This window comes from Parafrigoribacterium humi, assembly GCF_040227205.1.
GTDB classification, from domain to species: domain Bacteria; phylum Actinomycetota; class Actinomycetes; order Actinomycetales; family Microbacteriaceae; genus Parafrigoribacterium_A; species Parafrigoribacterium_A humi.
In genome coordinates, this window is sequence record NZ_JBELOA010000006.1 from 111751 (window position 1) to 137214 (window position 25464).

The window sequence follows — 25464 nt, forward strand, 5'->3', positions numbered from 1 at the left end:
GCACGAACACCGTCTAGTCGGTGGGCGGCTCCTCCGCGAAGACCTTCTGGGCGATGGCGAAGGCCGAGTTCGCGGCCGGAACGCCACAGTAGATCCCCACCTGAAGCAGGATCTCGGTGATCTCCTCCCGGCTGAGACCATTGCGCTGGGCTGCTCGCAGGTGCATCGCGAGCTCATCGTAGTGGCCGTGCGCGATGAGCGCGGTGATCGTGATCGCGCTGCGCATCCGGCGGTCGAGCCCGGGCCTGGTCCAGATCTCACCCCACGCGTAACGGGTGATCAGATCCTGGAAATCGGATGTCGTGGCATCGGCCGCCTTGTTCGCACGGTCGACATGGTTCGCACCGAGCACCTCGCGCCGCACAGCCATACCCTCGTCGTAGCTGTCTCGGTTGGTGCGGGAATCCTGTGCCATCAGTGGCCTTTCGTCGAATCACCGGGATCGTCGGTCGGATCGGCGTGAGTGCCGAAGAAGTCGAGGAGAGCCTCCGTCACGCGGTCGGGATCCTCCGCGGGGGCAAGATGAGCCACGCCGGCGAGCTCGATCCCGCGGCCGTTCTGCACCGTCTCGGCGACGGCGCGAGCATCGTCGGCCGGAATCACGACATCCCGCGCGCCCCACAGCGCGAGCACGGGCACCGCGATCTCGGGGAGCCGCGCGCGAAGGTCGCTCCGCGCAAGCGCCTCGCAGCAGAGCGCGTAGCTCTCGTCATCCGTGTCGGAGAGGTCGAGCAGCATGGCACCGACCAACTCGGGCTCGCGCTCGATGAACCCCGGCGCATACCAGCGCCCCGCGGACGGGCCGACGAGCACCGGCGTGCCCTGCGCGCGCACGGTCTCCGCGCGCTCGAACCACGCCTCGGGTTCGCCCACCTTCGCGGCGGAGCAGATGATCGAGACGGCGATCGCGCGATCGGGATGCCGCAGTGCCAGTTCGAGGGCCACCTGCCCGCCGAGCGAGTCCCCCGCGTAGTAGAACCGCTCCGCCCCCGCGAGCGAGGCAACGTTCACGACCGCATCCGCGAGTTCTCCCGTGCTGAACGGCTCAGTGACTGCCGGTGATGCGCCGTGCCCAGGCAGGTCGAAGGCAAGGATGTCGAAGTGGCCTGCGAGAAGCCGGATCGCACTCCCCCACAGCCTCGTGGTCGTTCCGAGGGACGGACCGAGCACGAGGGTCGGCGCCCCTGGGCGCTCGGTGCGCGCCGCCGCGAGCACGGGAACGGTCACGACTGCACCTCTCCTGCCGCCGCGGCCAGCGCACGGTCGATCAGGAGATCGGCATCGCCGAGGTACGCAACCGGATACAGCACCTCGGCGAGATGGGCCGCGCTGATCTCCGCGAGCGCTGGTTCCGCACGCAGTGCTGCGGTGAGATCGAAGGTCTGATCTGCCGCCCTGGCTGCGATGATCTCCTGGATGCGCGCGGCTCCGACGAGAGAAGCGAACTCCAGCATGATCCGTTCGGCAACGACCAATGGTCCACTCAGCTTGAGGTTGCGCATCATCGCGCCCTGGTGCACGACGAGACCCGCGGTCAACTCCGCGATGAGTGCTGCTGCACCACCGACCAGGCGCAGCAGTTCGCGCAGGGTCTGCCACTCGACATGCCAGGCACCGTCCGGGCGTTCGTCCACGGCTGCACCGGCCGAGCGGTGCAGTTCCGCCGCGAGCGCGGGTGCCTTGCGGGCCGCGGACATCGCGAGCACACTGAGGATCGGGTTCTGCTTCTGCGGCATCGAGGAGGAGCCGCCTCGTCCGGCCCTGCTCGGCTCGCTCAACTCCGCAATCTCCGGGCGGGCCATGACGAGCACATCGCTCGCAACCGTGCCGAACGCATCCGACAGGGTCGTGAGCGCGTCGCCCAGGCGCGTGATCGGCGCGCGCTGCGTCTGCCAGGGCGATGTGGACGTGGCGAGCCCGAGGTTCGTCGCGATCTCATCCGTGAGTCGAACGCCGGTTCCCGTGCCACCCAGGGCGACGAAGGAGGCCTGCGTTCCTCCTGCACCACCCCACTGCACCGGAAGCTGCACTGCCGCAAGCCTGCGCGTGGCCTGGGACACCGCGCCGAGCCAGCCCGCGGCCTTGAGCCCGAACGTGGTGGGCACGCCGTGCTGCGTGAGGGTGCGCGCGACCATGATGGTGCGGCGATTGCCGTCTGCGAGGCCGGACAGGGAGCGGATGGCGGCCTCGGCATCCGCGAGAATCTGTCGTACTGCGCGCTGGGCGACGAACATGATCGCGGTGTCGAGCACGTCCTGGCTCGTGGCGCCGCGGTGCACCCAGAACGCAGCCTCGGTGTTCGCCGTCGTGACGGCGGCACGAAGATCCTTGACGAGGGGGATGACCGGATTGCCGCCGTCCCTCGCGCGCAGCGCGATATCGGGCAAGTCGAACGCCGTGGAATCGACCACGGAGCGCACGATGACGCTGACGCCCGCTGGGGCGATGCCGAGGGTCTCGTAGGAATGGACGAGAGCGACCTCGACGTCGAAGATCGCATCGAGGAATGCCGCGTCCGAGGTCAGACGCGAGAGCGCGGTTCCGACCCATTGCGGCGAGAGCAGGCCGTAGTCTGCTGCCGTCGCCGCACCGTCACCACCGTGGTCAGCTGTCGAACTCAAGAAAAACGGTCTCCTTGTCCCCCTGCAGATACAGGTCAAACAGCAGGTTACCGTCGGACTCGCGAGACGCAATGGCGCCGGCACGCCGCTGCGGGTCCAGCGAGGCGAGGAACGGGTCGGTTTCGGCGTTGCACTCCGGGAGGTAGATCCTCGTGCGGAGCGTGCCGAGCAGGCCGCGGCTGAAGAGTGCGACCGCGAAGAACGGGGTTGTCCCACCCGCTCCTGAGCCGGGCTCGATCGTCGTGAACTGGTAGTGCCCGACCGCGTCGGTCGCGGAACGGCCGAAGCCGGTGAAGGTATAGCCGTCACGGTTGATCGAGCCCGCCCGCTGCGGAATCTCGCCGCGCTCATCGGCCTGCCAGATCTCGACGAGCGCGTCGGGAACGGGCGCTCCGGCGCCGTCGAACACGGTTCCGTGCAGGCGTATGGCGCCCGGATGCGAGCGAGCGACGAGATCTTCTCCCCCGTCGTACGGCAGCGAGTAGCCGAAGAACGGCCCGATGGTCTGGCCGGGAGTCGCTGGCAGCTTTGGGGTGGTCATTCCGCGTCCTCCGGCTCGGTCCAGGTGCGTTGCGGGCCGGTCAGAACGATGTTCCAGCGGTAGCCGAGCGCGTATTCCGGCGTCGTGAGGTCGTGGTCGTACTCGGCGACGAGCCTCTCACGCGCCCGGGGATCGAGGATCGACTGGAAGATCGGATCGAGCGGAAACAGCGGGTCCCCTGGGAAGTACATCTGCGTGATGACCCGCTGGGTGAAGGCCGAGCCGAACACCGAGAAGTGGATGTGCGCCGGCCGCCAGGCGTTCGTGTGATTGCGCCAGGGATACGCGCCGGGCTTGATCGTCTGGAAGCGGTAGAAACCGTTGTCGTCAGTGATGCAGCGGCCCGTGCCGGTGAAGTTGGGGTCGAGCGGCGCCGGATGCTGGTCCCGCTTGTGGATGTAACGGCCCGCGGCGTTCGCCTGCCACACCTCGACGAGCTGATGCCGCACCGGGCGCCCCTCGCCATCGAGCACCTGCCCGGTGACGACCATTCGCGTGCCGAGCGGCTCACCCCGATGCTGGATGGTGAGGTCCGCCTCGACCTCCGCGACATCCCGGTGCCCGAACGCGGGAGACCACAGTTCGATGGTCTCGGGGTCGACGTGGTGCAGGTCCTTGGTCGGATGCCGCAACAGGCTGCTCCGGTAGGGCGGGAAGTCGAGTTCGACACCCTCGGATCGCGGCGCCCCGGCCGCGACCGAGTCCTGGTACTTCTTCTGCCTCGCGGCGATCTCGTCCGAGATCTCGGCCTGGCTGGCCGTTGTCGCCATGGGGTCCGTGGCCGTACCTGTGCCTGTTCCTGTCGCGTCTGTACCTGCTGGATCCGTGCTCACCTCACAAGCGTCCCAGCGTTTGTCCTCACCACCTAGGTGTTTTTTCCATTCAGCGGAAAACTCTCGGGCGAGGCCGGCCACCGGCGACCGCCACGCAGGCTCACCGCGAGAGCGGCGCCGATCTCGGCAGCGGATGCCTTGAGCAGGGGAATATTGCGCCTCTCGTCCGCGCGCGCCAGGTGCGTCACGAGGCTCACCGCGGCGTATGGCGCACCATCGCCCACGAACACGGGCACCGCGAGCGCGGCGTTGCCGAGGGTCATCTCCTGACGCGTCGTGCTGAACCCGCTCGCGCGTATCTCGTCGAGTTCCGCACGCACCGCCGCTTCCGTTCCGAGCGAGTATCGCGTGGGGGTGGCGAGCGGCCTCGAGAAGAACTCCGCAAGGAAGCCGTCGTCCTGAAAGGCCAGGAGTGCCTTGCCGACTCCCGTCGTGTGCAGGGGAAGTCGTCCGCCCATTCTCGAGATCGTGGGAACAGAGCGTGGGCCGACCAACCGCGCCACATAGAGGGCCTCGAAACCGTCGAGAATCGCGAGGTGCACGTTCTCCCCCGTCGCCTCGTAGAGCGAGAGCAGGAACGGCAGCGTGGTCTCGCGAAAGCGCAGGCTCACCGCGGAGAGTTCGCCCGCCTCCCACAGTCCCGTTCCTATCGAGTAGCTCGTGCCCTCGCGGTCGAGCAGCCGCTCGGCAACGAGATCGCCGGCGATTCGATGAACCGTGCCGATGGGCAGGCCGGTCCTCGTCGCGAGCTCGGAGACCGTCATGGCGTCGTGCTGCTGGTCGAAGGCGCGCAGCAGGAGTGCCGCGCGGGCAATCATGGACCGGCCGCGCTCATCCGCCATCGACCGCTCCCTTCTCACTGTGCTGTCATGCTACCCAGTGCCCCTGCCTAGACTTGGACCACGTCGAGCAAAGGATCAGGGATGTCGCGCGCGGTCAGTTTCTCCAGCTACGGTGAGCCGGAAGTCCTCGAGGTCGTCGAAGTCCCAGAGCCACACGCGGGCGACGGGCAGGTGCGGGTCGCCGTGCGCACGGCCGGGCTCAACCCCTTCGACGTCAAGGTGCGCCACGGAGTGCTGCCGAAGCTCGCGCTGCCAAGCCTCCAGGGCTCGGAGTTCGCCGGGGTCGTCGACGAGGTCGGCGCCGGCGTGACCGGCTGGCACGCGGGCGACGAGGTGCTCGGATGGATCGGGCGCGGCGCGCAGGCGGAGCACGTCGTCGTCCCATCGACCTCGCTCGCCGCCAAGCCCACAGCACTCGATTGGCTGACCGCCGGTGGCATCGGCCTCGTCGGCAACACCGCGAAGCGCGCGACGGACTCGCTCGCACTCGGCTCCGCAGACACCGTGCTCGTGAGTGGCGCAGCGGGCGGAGTCGGCCTGCTCGGTTCCCAGCTCGCGAGGCTCACGGGTGCGACGGTGATCGGAACGGCGAGCCCCCGCAACCACGACGCCCTCCGTGCCCTCGGCATCGTTCCTGTCGCATACGGCGAAGGGATGCTCGAGCGGCTTCGAGAGGCCGCCCCGCAGGGCATCACCGCAATGCTCGACACCGTCGGTGGCGAGTCCATCGACGTCGCACTAGCGCTCGGAGTTCCTGCCGCGCGCATCAACACGATCGCAGACAGCGCCGCCGCCGCCAGGCACGGCCTCGGCTCCGTTGGAGGCGGTGGAAAGACGTCAGAGGAACTCGGGGAACTCGCGAGACTCGCCGCCGACGGCGCCCTCGTGCTGCCGATCCGCGCGAGCTACCCGATGGGCGAGGTGCGCGCGGCCTACGGGGACCTCGAGTCCGGTCACGGCTTGGGGAAGATCGTGCTCGTCGTCAGTCCGACCGACTGACTCCCTAGGCGAAGAGCGCGGAGATCTCCGCGACCTCATCGGCAGTCGGCTTCCAGCTGGCGGCGACATCCGCGTTCTGCACGATCTGCTCGGGCTTCGTCACCCGGCGATCACGCTCGTGAGCCCCGGCTGTGCGAGAAGCCAGCCAAACGTCGCCGCGAGCATCGTGATGCCGCGCGCCGCACAGAAGGCCTCGTAGGCCTCCATGACATCCCAGTCGACGTCGTCGAGCACCTGCGGGCGGATGGCCATGATGCGACTGTCCGCAGGCCCACCCGCGCGCGTGAACTTTCCGGTGAACAGGCCGTTGTAGAGCGGGAAGAACGGTAGGAAGCCGAGCCCGTAGGCATTCGCCGCGGGCAACACCTCGGCCTCGACCCCGCGCCTGAGCAGGCTGTACTCGTTCTGTGCGGAGATGAACTTCGGATGCGCGCCGAGAATCGCGCGGTACTCGGCGTCCGCGATCTGCCATCCCGTGAGGTTCGAGTGCCCGATGTAACGCACCTTGCCCTCCGTGATGAGTTCGTCGAGGGCCGCAAGGGTCTCCTCGATCGGGGTGAGCGGATCGGGCTGGTGGAGCTGGTACAGGTCGATCCAGTCCGTCTGCAGGCGGCGGAGCGAGGCCTCGACCGCGAGACGGATGTACCGCCTGGACCCGCGCGCTCCCCAGTCCGGACCGTTCGTCCCGGCCATGTCCATCCCGAACTTGGTCGCGAGCACGATCTCACCGCGCCTGCCCTTCAGCGCGTGTCCCATGAGAGTCTCGCTGAGGCCACGCTCCGATCCGTAGATGTCTGCCGTATCGAAGAGGGTCACGCCCGCGTCGATGGCCGCGTGGATGACCGCGTCCGTGCCCTCCTGGGTGGCCGTCGCGGTCTTCTTCCTGCCGAAGTTGTTGCAGCCGAGGCCGATGGTGGAGACGACGAGGCCGGAAGGGCCGAGAGTGCGGTATTCGATGTCAGACATTACTTCAGCCTACGGCCGACCACTGCTCCTCCCCACTCGGCAACGACGCGCTCCATTTCACGTGTTTGATACCACCCCGCAGAATGTCGGATGCCGGGGTTACAGTCGAAACATGACCACCACAACCGCTACGCAGTACCTGCGTCGCACGACGAGCCCGATCGGCAGGATCGAGCTCCTCGGCAATGACGACGCCGTCACCTCGCTCAGCATCGAACACGCTGGGCACCTCCCCCACGAGTCGCTCCCCGAGCGCACCAATCCGGTGCTCGATAAGGCCGTCGAACAGCTCGAAGAGTATTTCGCCGGCACCCGGCGTGACTTCGACGTCCCGGTCGAAGTACAGGGAACCACCTTCCAGAAGGAGATCTGGCAGCAGCTCTCCGAGATCGAATTCGGTGAGGTCGTCTCCTACGGCTACCTCGGCAATGCCACGGGTCGTGCCACCGCCGGGCGTGCCGTCGGCGGTGCCGTCGGAGCGAACCCGATCCCCATCATCGTGCCGTGCCACCGGGTGCTCGCCTCCAACGGGCGCATCACGGGCTACAGCGGCGGCGAAGGCATCGCCACGAAACGCTGGCTCCTGGAGCACGAAGGAATCGCGTCTGCCTCGTGAGTTCCGTCGCCGAAACCGCCGGCCCTGGCACGGAAGCCGTCACCGGTATCGTCTACGGCGACGACGGCCGCGGCCGCTGCTCCTGGGGTGCGACGGACCCCGAGTACCAGCGATATCACGACGAGGAATGGGGCAGGGAACTTCGCGGAGATCGCGAGCTCTTCGAAAAGCTCAGCCTCGAGGCCTTCCAGGCCGGGCTGTCATGGATCACAATCCTGCGCAGGCGACCCGGCTTCCGTGAAGCGTTCCACGATTTCACTCCCGAGCGGGTCGCGGCGTTCACGCCGCACGACGTCGGGGTGCTCATGGCCGATACCGGCATCATCCGCAACCGGGCAAAGATCGAGGCCACCATCTCCAACGCGCGGATCGTGAACGAGATGATGCGCGAGCGTCCCGGTTCATTCGAGGAGTTGCTCTGGAGCTTCGCTCCGTCAGGCCATCACGCGAGGCCGTCCGGCCTGAAAGAGATCCCGGCGGTCACCACGGAATCGACGGCTTTAAGCAAGGCGCTGCGGAGCCGGGGATTCAGATTCGTCGGGCCGACCACGATGTACGCGCTCATGCAGTCCACGGGCATGGTCGACGACCACGTGGTGGGCTGCTGGCGTGCGGCCGAGAACCAGCTAGTAGCCGGGTGACGACGGGGGCATCCGCGGAGGGATATTGGCTCCGTAGACCGGCGGCACGGGCGAACGCCAGGGCTCCCACCGCGAGGAATCCAGGCCGACGAAGCCGAGCCAGAGCCACGGCAGGAAGATGAACATGACCACCCATGCGCCCTCCTTCGCGAAGGCCAGGCCGACGTTATATGCCGCAATGCACATGAACACGGTCGTGACGATGCTCGCCCCAGGCACGACGGAAAGGATCGCGAGCCACCCTGGCTGACCACCCAGCTCCAGGAAGACCCAGAAGTTGTAGACGGGTACCCAGGCCTTCCATGCCGGGATGTCCGCCTTGCGGAACACGCGAGACAGCAGCCAGGCGTACAGCGCGTAGATGCCCGCGAAGACCAGTACATAGACAAACCCGATGAACAGAATGAAGATGACGGCGACCAATGGGCCGGCGGGGTTGGGGTCGTAGTTCACGAGTCTCCTCTGGTTTCTGTCATCCTAACCAACGCTGCGCGGTCACCGAACGCTCGAAGCCACAACGAGTTCGAGCTCCCGATCCGCGCCACGCGCCAGACGGATGCCGCTGTCCGCCGCCCAGTCGAGCAGCGATTCAACATCGGGATGGTCGATTCCCGAGAGTGCAATGGCCCTCACGAGTTCGCCCTTCCCCTTCTTGTTGAAGTGATTGAGGGCACGGCGCACGCCATCGGCACTCTCGGAGACCACCCGCACAAAGTACGACTGCGGAGCGCCGAGCGACGGCCCGAGTTCTACGTAGCCTTCAGAGCGCAGGTCGAGCACGAGATCCTGCCGCGCCGCGAGTTCCGCCGCCACCGGCTCACGCCACATCTTCTTCAACGACCAGTCCGCTATGCGACTGTCGTGGGAGAGTCGATACGCCGGAATCGGGTCGCCACCGCGCAGCAGCCCGAAGAGCGCGGAGTGAATCGCGACGTGACCGAGAGCGAACTTGCGCGCATCCGCGGGCAGCGATGAAGCCTCCAGCGCGTCGAACAGTACGCCCGTGTAACGATCGAGCGCGGGCAGGGTCGGTGAGCTCCCGAGCGTGCGGTTCCGCACGAGTTCAGCGTGCTGGGTCGGCCCGAGGTGCAGCGCCGCAGCCATTCTGGACTGGTTGCGCGCGAGCCGTCTGAGCGCCGCGATCACGGTCCTTCGTGGCTGTGCCAGCGAGGAGAAACCAAGCTGGGAGAGATCGAGGCTCGAGCCGTCTGCTCCCCCGTCGCGTTTGGTCTCCGAGGGCGGCAAGAGGATCAGCACCTGGGTGGCTCAGCGTGCACGATCAACCCTGGAGAAACGCGAGTGCGCTCTCGACGTTCGATCCGAGCGGCCGCACGGTGTCGATTGTGATTCGTGGGATCGCGGCACTCGGCCCCGCCCATGACGAGTACTCGTCGAGGCTCTGTTCCACGGCATGCGCGAGCGCTTCCGACCGGAACGGAAGAGGGTGACCCGGCCGATTCTCCAGACGGCTGCGGTGGAGTTCCGGGTCGCTGCAGGCGACCTCGATGAATTTGAGCTTCACCCCCTGTCGCTCCGCCAGACCGACCCACTGCTCGCGGGCGGGATCGACAGCATTGACGGCATCGACGATCACGTCGTGGCCCGAGGTCAGGACGAACTCGGCAATCGTCTCCGCCACGAGGTACGCCGCAAGCCCCGTCGGCTGGTCGCTGTCGATGCCCGCCTTGAGGATTGCGGCCTCGATCGGGTCGACAGACACGACGGATGCGCCGAGCCGGCCACCGAGAACCTGCGCGATGGTGCTTTTGCCTGAGCCCGGCAACCCAGCCATTGCGATCAACACCACGCGCCCCTGGACCTGGACCTAAACCAGTTCGGCGCTGCGCGCGACGATCGTGACCGTGTCGTGCTCGAAGGAAAGGAACCCGTCATCGGCATTCGCCGTGATCGTACGGCCCTCAGACGTCACACGTACCTCGCCGCTGCCGAGAATGGCCAGCACCGGCTCGTGGCCGGGCAGGAGACCGATCTCGCCGACCGTGGTGCGCGCCACGACCATCGATGCGGTTCCTGTCCACACCTCACTGTCCGCTGAGACGATGCTCACCGTGAGCTCGGCCATTGTTAGCCGTTCTCCTTCTGGATCTCGGCCCACTTCCTGTCGACGTCATCGAGGTCACCGACGTTGAAGAACGCCTGCTCAGCCACGCTGTCGTACTCACCATCGGCGATCTTCGAGAAGGACTCGATCGTGTTCTTCAGCGGAACGGTCGAACCCTCGACGCCCGTGAACTTCTTCGCCATGTAGGTGTTCTGCGAGAGGAACTGCTGGATACGGCGCGCGCGCGCAACCGTGACCTTGTCTTCCTCGGAGAGCTCGTCGACACCGAGGATCGCGATGATCTCCTGCAGTTCCTTGTTCTTCTGCAGGATCGCCTTCACGCGGATGGCCGTGTTGTAGTGGTCCTCGCCCAGGTAACGCGGGTCCAGGATGCGGCTGGTCGACGTGAGCGGATCGACGGCCGGGTAGAGGCCGCGCGACGCGATCTCCCGGCTGAGCTCCGTGGTGGCGTCGAGGTGCGCGAAGGTCGTCGCGGGAGCCGGGTCCGTGTAGTCGTCGGCCGGGACGTAGATCGCCTGCAGCGAGGTGATCGAGTGACCACGCGTCGAGGTGATGCGCTCCTGGAGGATGCCCATCTCATCCGCGAGGTTCGGCTGGTAACCAACGGCGGAGGGCATGCGGCCCAGCAGCGTGGAGACCTCGGAGCCGGCCTGCGTGAAGCGGAAGATGTTGTCGATGAAGAGCAGCACATCCTGCTTCTGCACGTCGCGGAAGTACTCGGCCATGGTCAGTGCCGACAGCGCGACGCGAAGACGCGTGCCCGGCGGCTCGTCCATCTGGCCGAAGACAAGGGCGGTCTTATCGAAGACGCCCGCCTCTTCCATCTCGGCGATGAGGTCGTTGCCCTCACGGGTACGCTCACCGACACCGGCGAACACCGACACACCACCGTGGTCCTGCGCGACACGCTGGATCATCTCCTGGATGAGCACGGTCTTTCCGACACCGGCACCGCCGAACAGCCCGATCTTTCCACCCTGCACGTACGGGGTGAGAAGGTCGATGACCTTGATACCCGTCTCGAACAGGGCGGTCTTGGACTCGAGCTGGTCGAATGCCGGTGGCTTGCGGTGGATGGGCCAGCGCTCGGTGATCTCGATCTTCTCACCGGGAGCAGCGTTCAACACGTCACCGATGACGTTGAAGACCCTGCCCTTGGTGACGTCGCCGACCGGAACGGAGATCGGAGCACCGGTGTCGCGAACCTCCTGGCCGCGGACGAGACCGTCGGTCGGGTTCAGGGCGATCGCACGCACGAGGTCGTCACCGAGGTGCTGCGCAACCTCGAGCGTGATCTCGTGCTCGATCTTGCCGGCCGCGATGGTGGTCTTGAGGGCGTGGTAGATGCCGGGGATGGAGTCGTGCGGAAACTCGATGTCGACGACCGGGCCGGTGACCCTCGCGATACGGCCGACGCCTGCGGAGGCGGTCGACTCTGACACCGCCGACTTTGTGCCGGCTGGCTTCTTGGCTGTGGGCTTCTTGGCCGCCCCAGTCTGAGGAGCAGAGTCTGTCGTAGTCATGTGTTCTCTATTCTCGTCGTTCTTGCTCGTGAGCTACTACTTGGTCGCGAGCGCATCGGCACCGCCGACGATCTCGGAAATCTGTTGGGTGATCTCGGACTGGCGAGCGTTGTTCGCCAGCCTGGTGTAATCGCGAATGAGTTTGTCTGCGTTGTCGCTCGCGGACTTCATTGCCTTCTGCGTTGCGGCGTGCTTGGACGTTGCCGACTGCAGCATCGCGTTGAAGATGCGGCTCTCGATGTAGACCGGCAGAAGTGCATCGAGCACCTTGTCGACCTCCGGCTCGAACTCATACAGCGGAAGCTGCTCATCCTTCTCCGGCGGCTCAACACCCTCCACGACCTCGAGCGGCAACAGGCGTACGACCTCGGGGGTCTGGGTGAGCATGCTGACGAAACGGTTGTAGACGATGTGGATCTCGTCGACGCCACCCTCATCCGCCGGGGCGATGAAGGATGCGACGAGGGCATCGCCGATCTCCTTCGCCGTCGAGAACTCAGGATTGTCCGTTCCACCGACCCAGTTGCGCACCGAGGCCCGCTTGCGGAAGCTGAAGTATCCGACGGCCTTGCGCCCGACAAGGTAGTACACGACGTCCTTGCCCTGGCTGCGCAGCAGCGTGGAGAGCTCCTCGGACTCCTTGAGCACGTTCGAGTTGAACGCACCGGCGAGACCGCGGTCGGAGGCGAACACGACGATCGCCGCGCGCTCGACCTTCTCCGGCTCGGTGGTGAGGATATGGTCGACATTGGAGAAGCTGGCAACGGCCGAGACGGCGCGCGTCACGGCACGCGAATACGGCCCGGATGCCGCCATCCGCGACTTCGCCTTCTGAATGCGCGAAGCGGAGATCAGCTCCATGGCCCGAGTGATCTTCTTGGTCGTCTGGGCAGACCTGATCTTCTGCCGGTAGACCCGAAGTTGCGCTCCCATGTCTTTCTTCCTCTTAGTTCTTGGCTCTGGTGGTCGGTCGCCCGATCAACGCTTCTGGCGGACGATCTTCTCCTGGTTGACGTCTTCCTCGGCCGTGGCGTCGAAGACCTCCTTGCCGACGGAGGCGAGCGGCTTGCCCTCTCCGGTCTGGAACTCGAGCTTGAACGCGTCGACCGCCTTCTCGAGCTCCGCGACGGTGTCGTCACCGAGCACGTTGGTCTCGCGCAGGGTGTCGAGAACCTTGCTGTTGCGGCCGAGGTAGTCGAGCAGCTCGCGCTCGAAGCGCAGGATGTCTTCCACCGGCACCTCGTCGAGCTTGCCGTTGGTGCCTGCCCAGATCGAGACGACCTGCTGCTCCACCGGGAACGGCGAGTACTGCGGCTGCTTGAGCAGCTCGGTGAGACGGGCGCCGCGAGCGAGCTGGCGGCGGCTGGCCGCATCCAGGTCAGACGCGAAGAGCGCGAACGCCTCGAGTGCGCGGTACTGGGCAAGCTCGAGCTTGAGCGTTCCAGAGACCTTCTTGATCGACTTGACCTGCGCGTCACCACCGACTCGCGAGACGGAGATGCCGACGTCGACCGCGGGGCGCTGGTTGGCGTTGAACAGGTCGGACTGCAGGAAGATCTGGCCGTCGGTGATCGAGATCACGTTGGTCGGGATGTAGGCGGAGACGTCGTTGGCCTTGGTCTCGATGATCGGCAGGCCGGTCATTGAACCGGCGCCCAGCTCATCCGAGAGCTTGGCACAACGCTCCAGCAGGCGGGAGTGCAGGTAGAACACGTCGCCGGGGTATGCCTCGCGGCCCGGCGGGCGGCGCAGCAGGAGCGAGACAGCGCGGTAGGCCTCCGCCTGCTTGGACAGGTCGTCGAAGACGATGAGGACGTGCTTGCCGCCGTACATCCAGTGCTGGCCGATGGCCGAACCGGTGTAGGGCGCGAGGTACTTGAAGCCTGCGGGGTCGGAGGCCGGGGAGGCGACGATGGTCGTGTACTCCATGGCGCCTGCGTCTTCGAGGGCGCCCTTGACGCTCGCGATGGTCGAGCCCTTCTGGCCGATCGCGACGTAGATGCAGCGAACCTGCTGGTTCTCATCGCCGGATTCCCAGTTGGCCTTCTGGTTGATGATCGTGTCGATGGCGATGGCCGTCTTACCGGTCTGGCGGTCGCCGATGATCAGCTGGCGCTGACCTCGGCCGATCGGGATCATGGCGTCGATGGCCTTGATTCCGGTCTGCATGGGCTCGTGCACCGACTTGCGCTGCATGACGCCCGGGGCCTGGAGCTCGAGCTCGCGGCGGCCCTCGGAGGCGATGTCGCCGAGTCCGTCGATCGGGTTGCCGAGCGGGTCGACGACGCGACCGAGGTAGGCATCTCCGACGGGTACGGACAGGACTTCACCCGTGCGGGTGACCTCCATGCCCTCGACGATGCCGCTGAACTCGCCGAGCACGATGACACCGACCTCGTTCTCGTCGAGGTTCTGTGCGAGTCCCAGCGTGCCATCGCCGAAGCGGATGAGCTCGTTGGCCATGACACCGGGAAGTCCCTGAACGTGGGCGATGCCGTCCGCGGCATCCACGACCTGGCCGACCTCGGTCTTCGAGGTCTTCGTGGGGTCGTACGACTTGACGAACTCTCTGAGCGCGTCACGGATCTCGTCCGGGCTAATCGTTACCTCTGCCATTTTTTCCCTTTACCTTTACGGGAGTGTGTTCCCGAGTTCTGGATCTCTCTCGAATCGCCTCTCGGCGACCGACTTCTCTGTTGCGACTCCTAGACGGCGAGCTGCAGGCGAAGCTCCACGAGCCTGCTCGCAACACTGCCGTCGATGATCTCGTCACCCACCTGCACGCGCAGGCCGCCGATGATGTCCGGGTCCACGACCTGGTTGATGCGAAGCTCCCGCCCGTAGCTTGCGGCGAGTCCCTTCTCCAACCGAACCAGTTGTGCGGCCGCGATCGGGACCGCGCTCGTGACCGTGGCCACGGACATCCCGGCCTGATCCGCGACGATCGCCGCTGCACGCTGGATCGACGCGCCGAACCTGCGCCCACGCGGTGCCTGCACGATGTGGCGGACGATCGCGACGGTCTGTGCGCTGGCCTTGCCCGTGAGCAGTTTCTCGACGAGACCGGCCTTGTTGCCCGCGGCGTCGAGCTTGCTGCCGATGGCGAGCTCCAGTTCGCTGTTCGAGGCGACGAGCGCACTGAACTCGAAGAGCTCGCGATCGATGGCGACCGCGGCGCCCGCGGACTGCGCGGCGACGCGGTAGCCGAACTCCTCGATGCCTGCGACCAGGTCACTGTCGTCAGACCATCGTCTCGACACGGCGTCGAGCAGTACGGCCTGGGCCGTCGCTCCCACCGTCGGGCCGAAGACGGCGACAATCGCTGCCGACTTCTCCTTGCCGTCTCCGGACGCATCCGAGAGCAGCGCGCGCAACTGTGTCGAGTCGCCGATGACCCGGCTGGCCGCGAACAACTCCTCGGCCAACTGCAAGGTCACCTCGCGAGCCGCGAGGCCGGACAGTGCAGCTCGGCCGGCGGAGAGCGCTTCCCTGGTTGCTGATCCCATGGCTATCTGGACGCTCCCTTGGGCGCAGACGTGCCCTCCGAAGCCTCGAGCTCAGCGAGGAAGCGATCGACGACACTCGCCGCACGCTTGTCGTCAGACAGGCTCTCACCGATGACGCCGGAGGCGAGATCGATTGCGAGCGAGCCGACTTCAGCGCGAAGCGAGACGAGTGCCCCCTGGCGCTCCGCCTCGATCTGCGCCGTGGCGTTCGCGAGGATGCGAGCGGCCTCGGTGGAGGCCTGCTCCTTGAGCTCGGTGAGGATGCGCGTGCCGTCCAGGCGTGCCTGCTCACGAATCTTCGCGGCCTCGGCACGAGCCTCGGCCAGCTGCTCCGTGTACTTGTCGAGAGCCGACGCGGCCTCGGCCTGGGCGACCTCTGCCTTCTTGATGCCTCCCTCGATGACCGAGGCACGCTCATCCAGCATCTTCTTCATTCTCGGAAGAACGAGGAACCAGAATCCGACGAGGATGATGACAAACACCACGGCCGACCAGAAGAGGTCGGGGATCGTAGGAAGGATGGGGTTGGGCGCGGCTTCACCCCCCGCTGCCTGTACGAGGACTGTGGCGAGCATTACTTGAGGAAGAAGTAGGTCGCGATACCGATGAACGCCAGTGCCTCGGTGAAGGCGATACCGATGTACATGAGCACCGTGAGGCGACCCTGCAGTTCGGGCTGGCGGGCCACGGACTCGACGGTCTTGCCGACGACGATACCGATGCCGATGCCTGGGCCGATCGCGGCCAGGCCGTAACCGACAGTGGCGATGTTGCCGCTGAGGGCGGCGAGGTTCGTTGCATCCACGAGTGGTGTTTCCTTCCGTTGTTGCTGATCCGACGGGTGCCGGATCTCGCTAGTGTTCCTCGAGCACTGCCAGCTGAATGTAGACAGCAGTGAGAAGCGTGAAGATGTAGGCCTGCAGCACGATGATCAGCAGCTCGAAGAGGCTGAACGCGAGACCGAAGGCGAAGGTTCCGATGCCGAAGAGGCTGTACCAGCCCCCCGCGGTGAACAGGAAGAACTGGGTCGCTGCGAAGAACAGGACCAGCAGGAAGTGTCCCACCATCATGTTCATCAGGAGTCGGAGGGTGAGCGTGATCGGTCGCAGCACGAAGGTCGAGATCAGCTCGATGACCGCGATGAGCGGCTTGAGCGCACCGGGGACCCCCGGGGGGAAGAACGAGTTCTTGAGAAAGTTCTTCGGGCTCTTCTTGACGCCCGCGTAGATGAACGTGCCATAGGCGATCACCGCGAGCAGGAGCGGAACACCGATGACCGAGGTGCCTGCGATGTTGAGCCCGGGGATGACACCCGTGAGGTTGAGACCGAGCACCATGAAGAAGATCGTGGTCAGCAGCGGGAGGAAGCGGTTGCCGTCTTTCTTGCCGAGCAGGTCTTCCGCGATGCTCACGCGGGTGAAGTCGAGGCCCATCTCGATGAGGCTCTGGCCGCGGCCGGGAACGAGCTTCATCTTGCGCGTGCCCAGCCAGAAGACCAGCACGATGACGAGAGCGATGAGAACCCGGATCATCATGATGCGGTTCATCTCGAACGGCGTACCAGCGAAAAGGATGACCGGAGGGAAGAACTCGTCGATGGAAGGGCCGTGGAAACCTCCACCGCCATCGGTGGCGAATGGAAGAAGCGACGTGACGGCGTTAAGTAACAGCGCTAACTCCAGAGTCGGGCGTGAAACCACGCGGCGATGGGAAAAGGGGGGAGGCGAACGAAACAAACTCTATCAAGAGATTTGCCTCTTACCGAATCTCAGAGGCCCTACTGCTCGCTCCCCGCACCGTCGGACGGTTCCGTCCCGGGCGTGGGCGAAGACTGCCCTGTACCGTCGCCGGGGAGAGCAATGTCGCTCACGTACGGCATCCTCGATCTGGCGATGACGACCACGTCGACGACGAGCGTTCCGACGACAGCGACCACGAGGCAGACGAACATCACGGTGGGCTGCAGCCAGACCTGGTCCTTGAGCAGGAACACCAGGACGAGGAACAGGATGAACTTGAGAATCCACGCGCCCATGACGATGCCGAAGAACACGGCGAGGCCGTAGCGGGTCGCGATGAGGATGCTCAGGGCCGTGATCGCGAGGAACACCACCGCCATCGCGGTGCCGATGAGGGCACCGGCGACACCGGTCCACCCCGCGACCGCATAACCGACGATCGAGCCTGCGACGACGAGCACGAGGGCGAGGAGACCACCCCAAAGGAGGATCTTCTTCAACACGGGAACAGCGCTCATGCTCTGCCGCTCGCTTTCTTCTGTGGTCGGTCGTCCGGCACGGCCTCCGCCGCGGTGACGGCGTCGAGCGCGGCATCGGTCGCCGCGCCCATCTCTGCTGAATCCTGGGCGCCTGCGGATGCGACATCCGAGGCCTCGTCGAGGCGGTCGAAGCGTGAGGCGACGGCACTTCCCGCGTCACGCGACGTCGAGAGCTGCACGGCCGCCTCGACCGCCTTGCGCTTGGTCAGCGGCGCGATCGTGAACCAGGTACAGACGATGAGCCCGACAGCGATGACGGTCACGGCCCAAGCGGCCTGGATGAACAGGAAGAGCAGGCAGCCGACCGAGACCACGGCGGTCCACGCGTAGAAGATCAACACCGCGTGGAAGTGGGAGTGTCCCATGTCGAGCAGGCGGTGGTGGAGATGCTTGCGGTCGGCCGTGAACGGCGACTTGCCCGCCCTCAACCGCCTGAGCACGGCGAGACCGAAGTCGAGGAGCGGGACCACGAGGATGGCGAGCGGTAGCAGGATCGGGATGAAGGCCGGCGCGAGCTGCTTGGTGTACTGCAGCGAGGCGATGTCCACCTGGCCGGTGACGGAGATGGCGGACGTCGCCATGAGCATCCCGACCAGCAGCGCCCCCGCGTCCCCCATGAACAGGCGGGCCGGATGCCAGTTGAGCGGGAGGAAGCCGACGCACGCACCGACGAGAACGGCCGTGAGCAGCGATGCCAGGTTGAAGTATTCCGCCTGCGCCATCGACGTGGCCAGGATCCAGCTGTAGATCATGAACACGACGTTCGCGATGATCGCGACTCCGGCGACGAGCCCGTCGAGTCCGTCGATGAAGTTCACCGCGTTCATCACCAGCACGATGATCAGCACCGTCGTGAGCAGCCCGGCATAGGACGAGAGCACGATCATCCCGCCGACGATGGGGATCGAGGTGAGCTGCACGCCCTGCCAGGCGAGGAGACCGGCCGCGATGATCTGCCCGACAAGCTTCGTCATCCAGTCCAGGTCCCAGATGTCGTCCGCGACGCCGATCAGAACGATGATGAGCGCCGCGCCGAAGATCGCCAGCACCGGCCCCGGACGGGCGAAGACGAGATGGAACTGGCTGAACTGCGACGCCACGGCGACGGTGATGGCGATGCCGATGAACATCGCAACGCCGCCGAGCCGCGGCGTCGGACGGGTGTGCACGTCACGCGCACGAATCTTTGGATAGAGCCGATACCGCATGCTCAGCTTCCAGATGACGACGGAGAGGCCGAACGTGATGCCGGCGGACAGGACGCCGGCCAGCAGGTAGAAGATCAGCCTCATGGCGTAGCTTCGCCCGGCACCTTTGATGACGCAGTCTTTGTGGCAGGAGCCTTCTTTGCGGGAGCCTTAGCCGCGGGAGCCTTCTTCGCTGGAGCCCGTGTGGCAGAGGCCTTCGCCGTAGAAGTCTTGGCCGGAGCCTTGGCAGCCGGAACCCTGGCAGCCGGAGCCTTCGCGACCGCGGACTTCGCGACCGCGGCGCTCTTTGCAGGGGCCTTCGCTGCCGACGCCTTGGTTGCCGGAGCCTTTGTCGCCGACGCCTTGGTTGCCGGAGCCTTGGTTGCCGACGCCTTTGCGGTAGCCGACTTGGCCGGAGCCATCTTCGCGGGGGTCTTCGCGGGGGTCTTCGCGGGGGTCTTCGCGGGAGCCTTCTTCGCGGGTGTCTTCGCTGCAGCAGCCTTCGCCGCCGGCGCCTTCTTAGTCGGCGCCTTCTTTGCCGCGGCCGGCGCAGCGTCGCTCTCTCCCGCGGCCCCGACGGGCGGCGTCGCAACGAGATCGGCGCGCGCGAGCGAGACCTTCGGCATCGCGTCGAGCACCTCGTTGATCGCCTCGTCGGAGATCACGCCGTGGCGCACGATGCGGATGGCTCCGCCGGGGCGACCGAGTGTCGTCGCGTCGACGATGGTCGACCCCGTGCCGTCGCTGGCGTTCGGGTAGCGCGTGCCCACCGAACCGCCGTCGAGGTAGACGATCACACTCTCGCCCAGCATCCGCTCGGCATCCTGCGCGGTCATCGCCGCGGGCTCGCCGGTGAGGTTAGCCGAGGAGACCGCGAGCGGCCCGGTCTCGGAGAGGATTTCGAGCGCGATCGGGTCGTCTGGCATGCGCAGGGCGACCGTGCCGTCCGTCTCGCCCAGGTTCCACTTGAGGGAATCACGCGCGGGCAGGATGACGGTGAGCCCTCCGGGCCAGAACGCCTTGACGAGCGCACGCACCTCATCCGGGACCGACTCGGCGAGGGCATCGAGGGTCGGGATGCCGGGCACGAGCACGGGCGGAGGCGACGCGGTCGTGCGGTTCTTGGCATCCAGCAGGCGCAACACGGCGTCGGAGTTGAAGGCGTCGGCAGCGACACCGTAGACGGTGTCGGTCGGCATGACGATGAGATCGCCGCGCCCGATCGCTGCCCGGGCAAGCCGCATGCCAGTGAGAAGTTCGCTCTGATTCGAGCAGTCATAGATGGTCGCCATATCGACCACCATCGTAGCGGGAGCATCTGTGCTTGCGGTGCCGCCTGCCCGGCCGAGCACGTTTAGGCTGAAAGCAGAATTGAGGAGCCGCGTGGATCTGTATTTGTTCGACTTCGATAAGACCCTCTACGCCTACGACATGATGCGGCGCCTGCCCGCGCTCAGTCGCATCACCGGAGCGAGCCAGTATCACCTCGCGAAGAGCTGGTGGGCCGCGGGCTACGAGGCGCGCGCCGAAGCGGGGGCCTGGCGCACGGCGCCGGAATACCTGGGGAAGTTCGCGGAGGTGACGGGCTACACGCTCTCACTCGCCCAGTGGTGTGAGGCCAGGGGTGAAGCCAGCACGGCCATCCCCGGCAGCGTCGATGCCCTGAGGCGCGCGAGCACGCTCGGCACGGTCTCGCTGTTCTCGAACAACCCCTCGCCCTTCGCAGAGGCACTCGACACCCTGGCCCCGGATGTCGCGGCCATCGTGGGAGAAAACCGCCTGGTCAGCTGCCAGCTCGGCGTGCGCAAGCCGGATCCAGAGGCGAGCAGGCGCGCGCTCGAGCACTTTGACACGGACCCCGAGAACGCGCTGTTCGTGGATGATTCGCTCGAGAACATCGAGTGCGCTGCAACGCTCGGGATGCACGTGCACCACTTCATCACCGTGAACGGGGTGCCGCAGGTCGATGCGTTGAACGACGCCATCGACCGGTTTTCCGGGCGATCAAAATGACCCTGCTGTTCATCTTCGACATGGATGACGTGTTGTACGACTTCGACTGGCATGCGCGAATGGAGACCCTGACCGAGATCACCGGGCTGCCGATTGCGGAACTCCGCGAGCGCTGGTGGAACCACGGTGGCGAGCGTGCGGCAGAGGCGGGGCGTTATGACTCTGCAGAGCACTACCTTTCGGCCTTCAGCGAGGCGATCGGCTACCCGTTCAGCGAGGCGGAGTGGCTGCGGGCGCGCGGCGGTGCGATGACCGCGTTCCCGGAGTCGATCGCCGCGGTGAGACGGGCGGCAGAACTCGGCACGGTGACGCTGCTCACCAACAACGGACCCCTCACCTCGAAGTACCTGCCGAGCCTTGCCCCTGAGCTCGTCCCGGTCTTCGGCGACCATCTCCTCACCTCGAGCGACTACGGCGCGAGAAAGCCGGATCCCGCGGTGTTCGCAGCCGTGCTCGACCGCTACGGCGTCGCGGCCGAGGATGCCTTCTTCGTCGACGACCTGCCCGAGAACGTCGCGGGCGCGCAGTCACTCGGCATCACGACGCACCTGTTCACGACATCCGCGGACCTGCTGGAGGCGATCGAGGCCTTCGCGGCGGTCCGCACACGCTAGTTGCTCCCGCGCGGTGCGGCATTCTGCGGGTGTCGGGCGCGGCACACCCACACTTTGCCGCAATTCGAACGGCGGTGACCGCTAGCGCAGTGCGGTGGTGGCGCGGTCGCGGCCCAGGAGGTCGCGGTGGCTGCTGATCGCATGCCAGCCGTCCGCCGCGAAGAGTTCCGCGATCTGCGCGGCCTGCAATTCACCGTGCTCGAGCACGAGGGTGCCGCCCGGGTGCAGCAGGCGCAGGCCGACGCGGGAAACCGTGCGGACGACATCCAGGCCGTCCTCGCCGCCGTAGAGGGCGAGCGCGGGGTCGAACAGGCGCACCTCGGGGTCGCGGGGAATCGCATCCGTCGGGATATATGGCGGGTTCGAGGCGACGACGGAGACCTTTCCGTCGAGTTCGGCAAACGCCTCGGCGAGATCGCCGAGAATCGCAGTGGCGTTCGTCGCACCGCTCTCCCGGAAGTTGCGCTCCGTCCAGGGGAAGGCGCGCGGCGACAGCTCGATGCCGTACACGGTTGCGTGCGGCACCTCGGTCGCCATCGCGAGGGCAATCGCGCCGCTGCCCGTTCCGAGATCGACGGCGATGGGCGACGCGGATGCCGTGGCAGCGAGCGCGTCGATCGCGAACTGTGCGACCTGCTCGGTCTCCGGCCGCGGCACGAAGACGCCGGGGCCGACGGCGAGTTCGAGATTGCGGAACGGCGCGCGCCCGGTGATGTGCTGCAGCGGTTCGCGGGCTGCCCTGCGCGTCACGAGTTCATCAATGGCCGCGACATCCGTCGCACTCACCTCCGTGCCGGTGATCGCCTTCGCCTGTACCTCACCGCGACTGAGCGCCAGCACGTAGCCGATCAGGAGCTCCGCGTCGGCATCGGATGACTCGATGCCCGCCGCTGCGAGCGTCTCGATCGCGCTGCTGCGGAGTTCGGCGATGCTGCGCATGGTGATCAGGCGTCGCCGCCGAGGGCCTCGAGGCGCGCCTCTTCGTCCCAGTGGATGCAGGACTCGATGACCGGGCCGAGCGCGCCGTTCATGACGGCGTCGAGGTTGTAGGCCTTGTAACCCGTGCGGTGGTCCGCGATGCGATTCTCGGGGAAGTTGTAGGTGCGGATGCGTTCGGAGCGGTCCATCGTGCGGATCTGGCTCTTGCGCACGGCCGAGGCCTCAGCGTCTGCGATCTCCTGATTGTGGGCGAGAATGCGGGCGCGCAACACGCGCATACCGGCCTCGCGGTTCTGCAGCTGGCTCTTCTCGTTCTGCATCGCGACCACGATGCCGGTCGGAAGGTGGGTGATGCGCACGGCGGAGTCGGTCGTGTTGACAGACTGGCCGCCCGGGCCGCTCGAGCGGTAGACGTCGATCTTGAGGTCGTGCTGGTTGATCTCGACCTCTTCGGGCTCATCGACCTCGGGGAAGACGAGCACGCCCGCCGCGGAGGTGTGGATGCGGCCCTGCGACTCCGTCGCGGGAACGCGCTGCACGCGGTGCACGCCGCCCTCGTACTTGAGCTGCGCCCAGACGCCCTCCGCCGGGTCGCTCGAGTGCCCCTTGATGGCGAGTTGGACATCCTTGATGCCGCCGAGATCGCTGAGGGTCTGCTCGATGATCTCGGTCTTCCACTTCTGCGATTCTGCGTAGTGCAGGTACATGCGCAGCAGGTCGGAGGCGAACAGCGCGGATTCTGCGCCGCCCTCCCCCATCTTGATCTCCATGATCACGTCGCGACCGTCGTTGGGGTCGCGCGGGATGAGCAGCCGACGCAGGCGCTCGGCCATCTGCTCGAGTTCCGCCGTGAGCGACGGCAGTTCCTCGGCGAACGACTCGTCTTCTGCCGCCATCTCGGTCGCGGCCGCCACGTCGTCGCTCAACTTCGTCCAGCGGTTGTACGCGTCGACGATTCGACTGAGCTCCGCGTAGCGCCGATTGACCTTCTTGGACCTGGCCGGGTTGGAGTGGAGCTCCGGATCAGCCAGCTGTTCCTGTAGATCCTCGTGCTCGGCCAGCAGGGTGGTTACTGACTCGAACACGATCTAGTCTTCCTTGCTCCCCGACGCTCCTGGAAGCGACTTCTGGATCTTCATGAGGAACTCGACGTTCGACTGGGTGTCTTTCAACTGGGTCAGCACGAGCTCGAGCGCCTGCTGGGTCTCGAGTCCGGCGAGCGCCCGACGCAGCTTCCAGCTGATCTTGGTCTCGTCGACGCCCATGAGCATCTCTTCGCGGCGCGTGCCCGAGGCGTTGACATCCACGGCAGGGAAGATGCGCTTGTCTGCCAGCTGACGAGACAGGCGAAGCTCCATGTTGCCGGTGCCCTTGAACTCCTCGAAGATGACCTCGTCCATCTTGGACCCGGTCTCCACGAGCGCGGTCGCGAGGATGGTGAGCGAGCCGCCGTCCTCGATGTTGCGCGCTGCACCGAAGAAACGCTTCGGCGGGTAGAGAGCGGATGAGTCGACGCCACCGGAGAGGATACGACCGGATGCCGGAGCAGCCAGGTTGTATGCCCGGCCGAGGCGGGTGATCGAGTCGAGCAGCACGACGACGTCGTGGCCGAGTTCGACGAGGCGCTTGGCGCGCTCGATGGCGAGCTCCGCGACCGTGGTGTGGTCTTCGGCTGGACGGTCGAAGGTGGAGGCGATGACCTCACCCTTCACCGTGCGCTGCATGTCGGTGACCTCTTCCGGACGCTCATCGACCAGAACGACCATGAGGTGAACCTCCGGGTTGTTCTTGGCGATGGCGTTGGCGATGGCCTGCAGCACGAGGGTCTTGCCCGCCTTGGGCGGCGAGACGATGAGGCCGCGCTGGCCCTTGCCGATCGGCGACACGAGGTCGATGATGCGGGTGGTGAGCTTGCTCGGCTCGGTCTCGAGACGCAGGCGCTCGGTCGGGTAGAGCGGGGTCAGCTTGCCGAACTCGACGCGCTCAGCGGCCTGCTCGACGGCGAGACCGTTGACGGAGTCGATCTTGACGATCGCGTTGTACTTCTGGCGACCGTTGTTGTCGTTCTCGCGCGGCTGGCGGATGGCACCGACGATCGCGTCGCCCTTGCGCAGGTTGTACTTCTTGACCTGGCCGAGGGAGACGTAGACGTCGTTGTTGCCGGGCAGGTAGCCGCTGGTGCGAACGAAGGCGTAGTTGTCGAGGACGTCGAGGATGCCGGCGACCGGGATGAGCACGTCATCCTCGGTGATCTCCGGCTCGAAGTCGTCGTTCGAGCCCGACCCGCGACGCTTGCGGTCGCGGTAGCGGTTGCGTCCGCCGCGCTCACTGTCCTGCTCGTTCTGCTGGCGATCATTGCCTCGGTTACCGCGGTTGTTGTTGCGGTTGCCGCCGTCGCCACCGGACTGGTCGTCGTTCTGCTGGCGGTCGCCCTGCTGGTTCTGCTGGCGGTCGCCCTGGCCGCGGTCACCGCGGTTGCGGTTGCGGCTGCGGGAGTTGCGGGACTGCTGTGCGCCGTCGCCTGAGCCGTCATCCGCTCGCTCGCCGCGCTGGACAGCACCGTCGTGGGAATCGTGGGAATCGTGCGAGTCGTGCGCGCCGTCCGCCTGGGCTGCGTCGCCTCGCGAATGCTCTGCACCGGAGTTGTCTGCGCGCGCATGCTCGGAACGAGCGTTGTCGTCCTGCGCCTCGCGCTCGGCCTCCTGGCCCGGGATGCGGTCGAGGCCGCTCTCGCCCTGGTTGACGTGGCCCGAAGCCGAGCGGCGGCCGCGCGGGGCCTTCTTCTCGGTGGCGGGAGCATCCGTTGTGGTCTCGGTCGTGGTCTCGGCGCGGGAGTCGATGCTCGCGCCCGCGGTGCTGGCCGCAGGTGCCACGGGCTCGCTGTGGGCAGGGCTCGCGACGTCGATCACGGGCGCGGCCGCGGTGTCGACGACAGCAGTCGTGACCCGGCGCGAAGCACGCTTCTTGACCGCGGTCTCCGCTGGAGCCTGGGCGTCTGAAGCCGGGGCATCCTGAGAATCGGAGTGTGAGTTGTTCTGGATCTCGGAGATTGCGTCCACGAGTTCTCCTTTACGAAGTTTGGTAGCGCCGCTGACGCCGAGCTCGGTCGCGAGAGCCTGAAGCTCTGCGACGCGAAGTCCGGTCAGATCGGCACTCGAGTTCGGCCGATCGGCACGAACAGTGAGGTCAGTCACTAAGAGGGTTCCTTTCCCCTGGTGAGTGGATGTCCGGGATGTGGATACCCCTACAGGAGAGCTGTTCG

Annotated in this window: 27 protein-coding genes and 2 pseudogenes; 5 read left to right on the top strand and 24 right to left on the bottom strand. The window is 66.2% G+C overall.

From position 1 onward, the window contains the following. Positions 1-13: 13 nt before the first annotated feature. The 6 genes from pcaC to ABUA28_RS10850 all read right to left on the bottom strand — a co-directional run bounded on the left by pcaC (position 14) and on the right by ABUA28_RS10850 (position 4837). On the bottom strand, positions 14-415 hold the full coding sequence (gene pcaC, locus ABUA28_RS10825) for a 4-carboxymuconolactone decarboxylase (RefSeq protein ID WP_349904188.1): 402 nt from the start codon (positions 413-415) through the stop codon (positions 14-16). After that, positions 415-1227 carry an alpha/beta fold hydrolase gene (locus tag ABUA28_RS10830; RefSeq protein WP_349904189.1) on the bottom strand — a complete coding sequence of 271 codons (813 nt, stop codon included), beginning with the start codon at positions 1225-1227 and terminating at the stop codon, positions 415-417. Before ABUA28_RS10830 ends, pcaC begins: the two co-directional genes overlap by 1 nt. Next, on the bottom strand, positions 1224-2621 hold the full coding sequence (locus ABUA28_RS10835) for a lyase family protein (protein ID WP_349904190.1): 1398 nt from the start codon (positions 2619-2621) through the stop codon (positions 1224-1226). Before ABUA28_RS10835 ends, ABUA28_RS10830 begins: the two co-directional genes overlap by 4 nt. Beyond that, a complete protein-coding gene (gene pcaG, locus ABUA28_RS10840) occupies positions 2605-3162 on the bottom strand; it encodes a protocatechuate 3,4-dioxygenase subunit alpha (RefSeq protein WP_349904191.1) in 558 nt (185 codons plus the stop codon). The genes ABUA28_RS10835 and pcaG overlap by 17 nt, the downstream gene beginning before the upstream one ends. Continuing rightward, on the bottom strand, positions 3159-3932 hold the full coding sequence (gene pcaH, locus ABUA28_RS10845) for a protocatechuate 3,4-dioxygenase subunit beta (protein ID WP_349904226.1): 774 nt from the start codon (positions 3930-3932) through the stop codon (positions 3159-3161). The genes pcaG and pcaH overlap by 4 nt, the downstream gene beginning before the upstream one ends. A 95-nt stretch (positions 3933-4027) precedes the next feature. After that, positions 4028-4837: an IclR family transcriptional regulator gene (locus ABUA28_RS10850; protein WP_349904192.1), complete on the bottom strand. Its 810-nt coding sequence runs from the start codon at positions 4835-4837 to the stop codon at positions 4028-4030. 81 nt (positions 4838-4918) lie between these two features. On the opposite strand from ABUA28_RS10850, the gene ABUA28_RS10855 reads away from it, so the two are divergent. After that, entirely contained in the window at positions 4919-5836 is a 918-nt protein-coding gene (locus tag ABUA28_RS10855; protein ID WP_349904193.1) for an NADP-dependent oxidoreductase, read from the top strand. 4 nt (positions 5837-5840) lie between these two features. Here the strand turns inward: ABUA28_RS10855 and ABUA28_RS10860 are convergent. Beyond that, positions 5841-6802 (bottom strand): annotated as a pseudogene (locus ABUA28_RS10860) (aldo/keto reductase). A 112-nt stretch (positions 6803-6914) separates the two neighbouring features. Here ABUA28_RS10860 and ABUA28_RS10865 point away from each other — a divergent pair. Beyond that, positions 6915-7418: a methylated-DNA--[protein]-cysteine S-methyltransferase gene (locus ABUA28_RS10865; protein WP_349904194.1), complete on the top strand. Its 504-nt coding sequence runs from the start codon at positions 6915-6917 to the stop codon at positions 7416-7418. Continuing rightward, positions 7415-8059, top strand: a complete 645-nt coding sequence (locus tag ABUA28_RS10870) for a DNA-3-methyladenine glycosylase I (RefSeq protein ID WP_407075439.1) — start codon at positions 7415-7417, stop codon at positions 8057-8059. The genes ABUA28_RS10865 and ABUA28_RS10870 overlap by 4 nt, the downstream gene beginning before the upstream one ends. On the opposite strand, the gene ABUA28_RS10875 is transcribed toward ABUA28_RS10870, so the two are convergent. From ABUA28_RS10875 to ABUA28_RS10940, 14 genes and pseudogenes are all read right to left on the bottom strand, one after another. Then, the gene (locus tag ABUA28_RS10875) at positions 8045-8512 is read right to left on the bottom strand and encodes a DUF5684 domain-containing protein (protein ID WP_349904195.1); all 468 of its coding nucleotides are present in this window, start codon (positions 8510-8512) and stop codon (positions 8045-8047) included. The two genes, ABUA28_RS10870 and ABUA28_RS10875, sit on opposite strands and share 15 nt — an antisense overlap. A 42-nt stretch (positions 8513-8554) precedes the next feature. Continuing rightward, positions 8555-9316, bottom strand: coding sequence for a YaaA family protein (locus ABUA28_RS10880; RefSeq protein ID WP_349904196.1), 762 nt, complete (start codon positions 9314-9316; stop codon positions 8555-8557). Positions 9317-9338: 22 nt separating this feature from the next. Continuing rightward, complete coding sequence (locus ABUA28_RS10885) at positions 9339-9851, bottom strand: AAA family ATPase (protein ID WP_349904197.1); 513 nt, start codon at positions 9849-9851, stop codon at positions 9339-9341. 33 nt (positions 9852-9884) lie between these two features. Continuing rightward, positions 9885-10142 (bottom strand): F0F1 ATP synthase subunit epsilon, encoded by a 258-nt coding sequence (locus tag ABUA28_RS10890; protein ID WP_349904198.1) that lies wholly within the window; start codon positions 10140-10142, stop codon positions 9885-9887. 2 nt (positions 10143-10144) lie between these two features. Beyond that, a complete protein-coding gene (gene atpD, locus ABUA28_RS10895; RefSeq protein WP_349904199.1) occupies positions 10145-11665 on the bottom strand; it encodes a F0F1 ATP synthase subunit beta in 1521 nt (506 codons plus the stop codon). 36 nt (positions 11666-11701) lie between these two features. Continuing rightward, positions 11702-12598, bottom strand: a complete 897-nt coding sequence (locus ABUA28_RS10900; protein WP_349904200.1) for a F0F1 ATP synthase subunit gamma — start codon at positions 12596-12598, stop codon at positions 11702-11704. A gap of 45 nt (positions 12599-12643) precedes the next feature. Further along, entirely contained in the window at positions 12644-14281 is a 1638-nt protein-coding gene (gene atpA / locus ABUA28_RS10905) for a F0F1 ATP synthase subunit alpha (RefSeq protein WP_349904201.1), read from the bottom strand. A gap of 89 nt (positions 14282-14370) precedes the next feature. Then, positions 14371-15171 (bottom strand): F0F1 ATP synthase subunit delta, encoded by an 801-nt coding sequence (locus tag ABUA28_RS10910; RefSeq protein ID WP_349904202.1) that lies wholly within the window; start codon positions 15169-15171, stop codon positions 14371-14373. Positions 15172-15173: 2 nt separating this feature from the next. Then, on the bottom strand, positions 15174-15746 hold the full coding sequence (locus ABUA28_RS10915; protein ID WP_349904203.1) for a F0F1 ATP synthase subunit B: 573 nt from the start codon (positions 15744-15746) through the stop codon (positions 15174-15176). After that, positions 15746-15976 (bottom strand): ATP synthase F0 subunit C, encoded by a 231-nt coding sequence (gene atpE / locus ABUA28_RS10920; protein WP_325518293.1) that lies wholly within the window; start codon positions 15974-15976, stop codon positions 15746-15748. Before atpE ends, ABUA28_RS10915 begins: the two co-directional genes overlap by 1 nt. Positions 15977-16025: 49 nt before the next feature. Then, on the bottom strand, positions 16026-16871 hold the full coding sequence (gene atpB / locus ABUA28_RS10925; RefSeq protein ID WP_407075440.1) for a F0F1 ATP synthase subunit A: 846 nt from the start codon (positions 16869-16871) through the stop codon (positions 16026-16028). A gap of 77 nt (positions 16872-16948) precedes the next feature. After that, positions 16949-17428, bottom strand: coding sequence for a hypothetical protein (locus ABUA28_RS10930; protein WP_349904204.1), 480 nt, complete (start codon positions 17426-17428; stop codon positions 16949-16951). Then, positions 17425-18741, bottom strand: coding sequence for an MraY family glycosyltransferase (locus ABUA28_RS10935; RefSeq protein WP_349904205.1), 1317 nt, complete (start codon positions 18739-18741; stop codon positions 17425-17427). The genes ABUA28_RS10930 and ABUA28_RS10935 overlap by 4 nt, the downstream gene beginning before the upstream one ends. Before the next feature lie 527 nt (positions 18742-19268). Then, a pseudogene (locus ABUA28_RS10940) lies at positions 19269-19928 on the bottom strand (L-threonylcarbamoyladenylate synthase); the annotation flags it as partial. A 91-nt stretch (positions 19929-20019) separates the two neighbouring features. On the opposite strand from ABUA28_RS10940, the gene ABUA28_RS10945 reads away from it, so the two are divergent. Continuing rightward, on the top strand, positions 20020-20649 hold the full coding sequence (locus ABUA28_RS10945; RefSeq protein ID WP_349904206.1) for an HAD-IA family hydrolase: 630 nt from the start codon (positions 20020-20022) through the stop codon (positions 20647-20649). Beyond that, positions 20646-21263: an HAD family hydrolase gene (locus tag ABUA28_RS10950; protein WP_349904207.1), complete on the top strand. Its 618-nt coding sequence runs from the start codon at positions 20646-20648 to the stop codon at positions 21261-21263. Before ABUA28_RS10945 ends, ABUA28_RS10950 begins: the two co-directional genes overlap by 4 nt. 81 nt (positions 21264-21344) lie before the next feature. Here the strand turns inward: ABUA28_RS10950 and prmC are convergent, their stop codons facing one another. The 3 genes from prmC to rho are packed head-to-tail and all read right to left on the bottom strand — an operon-like array spanning position 21345 to position 25396. Beyond that, positions 21345-22202 carry a peptide chain release factor N(5)-glutamine methyltransferase gene (gene prmC, locus ABUA28_RS10955; RefSeq protein WP_349904208.1) on the bottom strand — a complete coding sequence of 286 codons (858 nt, stop codon included), beginning with the start codon at positions 22200-22202 and terminating at the stop codon, positions 21345-21347. Positions 22203-22207: 5 nt separating this feature from the next. After that, on the bottom strand, positions 22208-23287 hold the full coding sequence (gene prfA / locus ABUA28_RS10960; RefSeq protein WP_349904209.1) for a peptide chain release factor 1: 1080 nt from the start codon (positions 23285-23287) through the stop codon (positions 22208-22210). A gap of 3 nt (positions 23288-23290) precedes the next feature. Further along, complete coding sequence (gene rho / locus ABUA28_RS10965) at positions 23291-25396, bottom strand: transcription termination factor Rho (protein ID WP_349904210.1); 2106 nt, start codon at positions 25394-25396, stop codon at positions 23291-23293. Positions 25397-25464 lie beyond the last annotated feature (68 nt).

What these genes read in the sequence shown, in the direction of transcription:
- ABUA28_RS10915 (WP_349904203.1), bottom strand. Translation starts at nt 15,746, where the DNA reads ATGCTCGCCACAGTCCTCGTACAGGCAGCGGGGGGTGAAGCCGCGCCC.
- ABUA28_RS10910 (WP_349904202.1), bottom strand. Translation starts at nt 15,171, where the DNA reads ATGGGATCAGCAACCAGGGAAGCGCTCTCCGCCGGCCGAGCTGCACTG.
- ABUA28_RS10900 (WP_349904200.1), bottom strand. Translation starts at nt 12,598, where the DNA reads ATGGGAGCGCAACTTCGGGTCTACCGGCAGAAGATCAGGTCTGCCCAG.
- ABUA28_RS10930 (WP_349904204.1), bottom strand. Translation starts at nt 17,428, where the DNA reads ATGAGCGCTGTTCCCGTGTTGAAGAAGATCCTCCTTTGGGGTGGTCTC.
- pcaH (WP_349904226.1), bottom strand. Translation starts at nt 3,932, where the DNA reads ATGGCGACAACGGCCAGCCAGGCCGAGATCTCGGACGAGATCGCCGCG.
- pcaG (WP_349904191.1), bottom strand. Translation starts at nt 3,162, where the DNA reads ATGACCACCCCAAAGCTGCCAGCGACTCCCGGCCAGACCATCGGGCCG.
- ABUA28_RS10865 (WP_349904194.1), top strand. Translation starts at nt 6,915, where the DNA reads ATGACCACCACAACCGCTACGCAGTACCTGCGTCGCACGACGAGCCCG.
- ABUA28_RS10935 (WP_349904205.1), bottom strand. Translation starts at nt 18,741, where the DNA reads ATGAGGCTGATCTTCTACCTGCTGGCCGGCGTCCTGTCCGCCGGCATC.
- ABUA28_RS10850 (WP_349904192.1), bottom strand. Translation starts at nt 4,837, where the DNA reads ATGGCGGATGAGCGCGGCCGGTCCATGATTGCCCGCGCGGCACTCCTG.
- ABUA28_RS10890 (WP_349904198.1), bottom strand. Translation starts at nt 10,142, where the DNA reads ATGGCCGAGCTCACGGTGAGCATCGTCTCAGCGGACAGTGAGGTGTGG.
- prmC (WP_349904208.1), bottom strand. Translation starts at nt 22,202, where the DNA reads ATGCGCAGCATCGCCGAACTCCGCAGCAGCGCGATCGAGACGCTCGCA.
- atpD (WP_349904199.1), bottom strand. Translation starts at nt 11,665, where the DNA reads ATGACTACGACAGACTCTGCTCCTCAGACTGGGGCGGCCAAGAAGCCC.
- ABUA28_RS10885 (WP_349904197.1), bottom strand. Translation starts at nt 9,851, where the DNA reads ATGGCTGGGTTGCCGGGCTCAGGCAAAAGCACCATCGCGCAGGTTCTC.
- atpA (WP_349904201.1), bottom strand. Translation starts at nt 14,281, where the DNA reads ATGGCAGAGGTAACGATTAGCCCGGACGAGATCCGTGACGCGCTCAGA.
- pcaC (WP_349904188.1), bottom strand. Translation starts at nt 415, where the DNA reads ATGGCACAGGATTCCCGCACCAACCGAGACAGCTACGACGAGGGTATG.
- ABUA28_RS10855 (WP_349904193.1), top strand. Translation starts at nt 4,919, where the DNA reads ATGTCGCGCGCGGTCAGTTTCTCCAGCTACGGTGAGCCGGAAGTCCTC.
- ABUA28_RS10950 (WP_349904207.1), top strand. Translation starts at nt 20,646, where the DNA reads ATGACCCTGCTGTTCATCTTCGACATGGATGACGTGTTGTACGACTTC.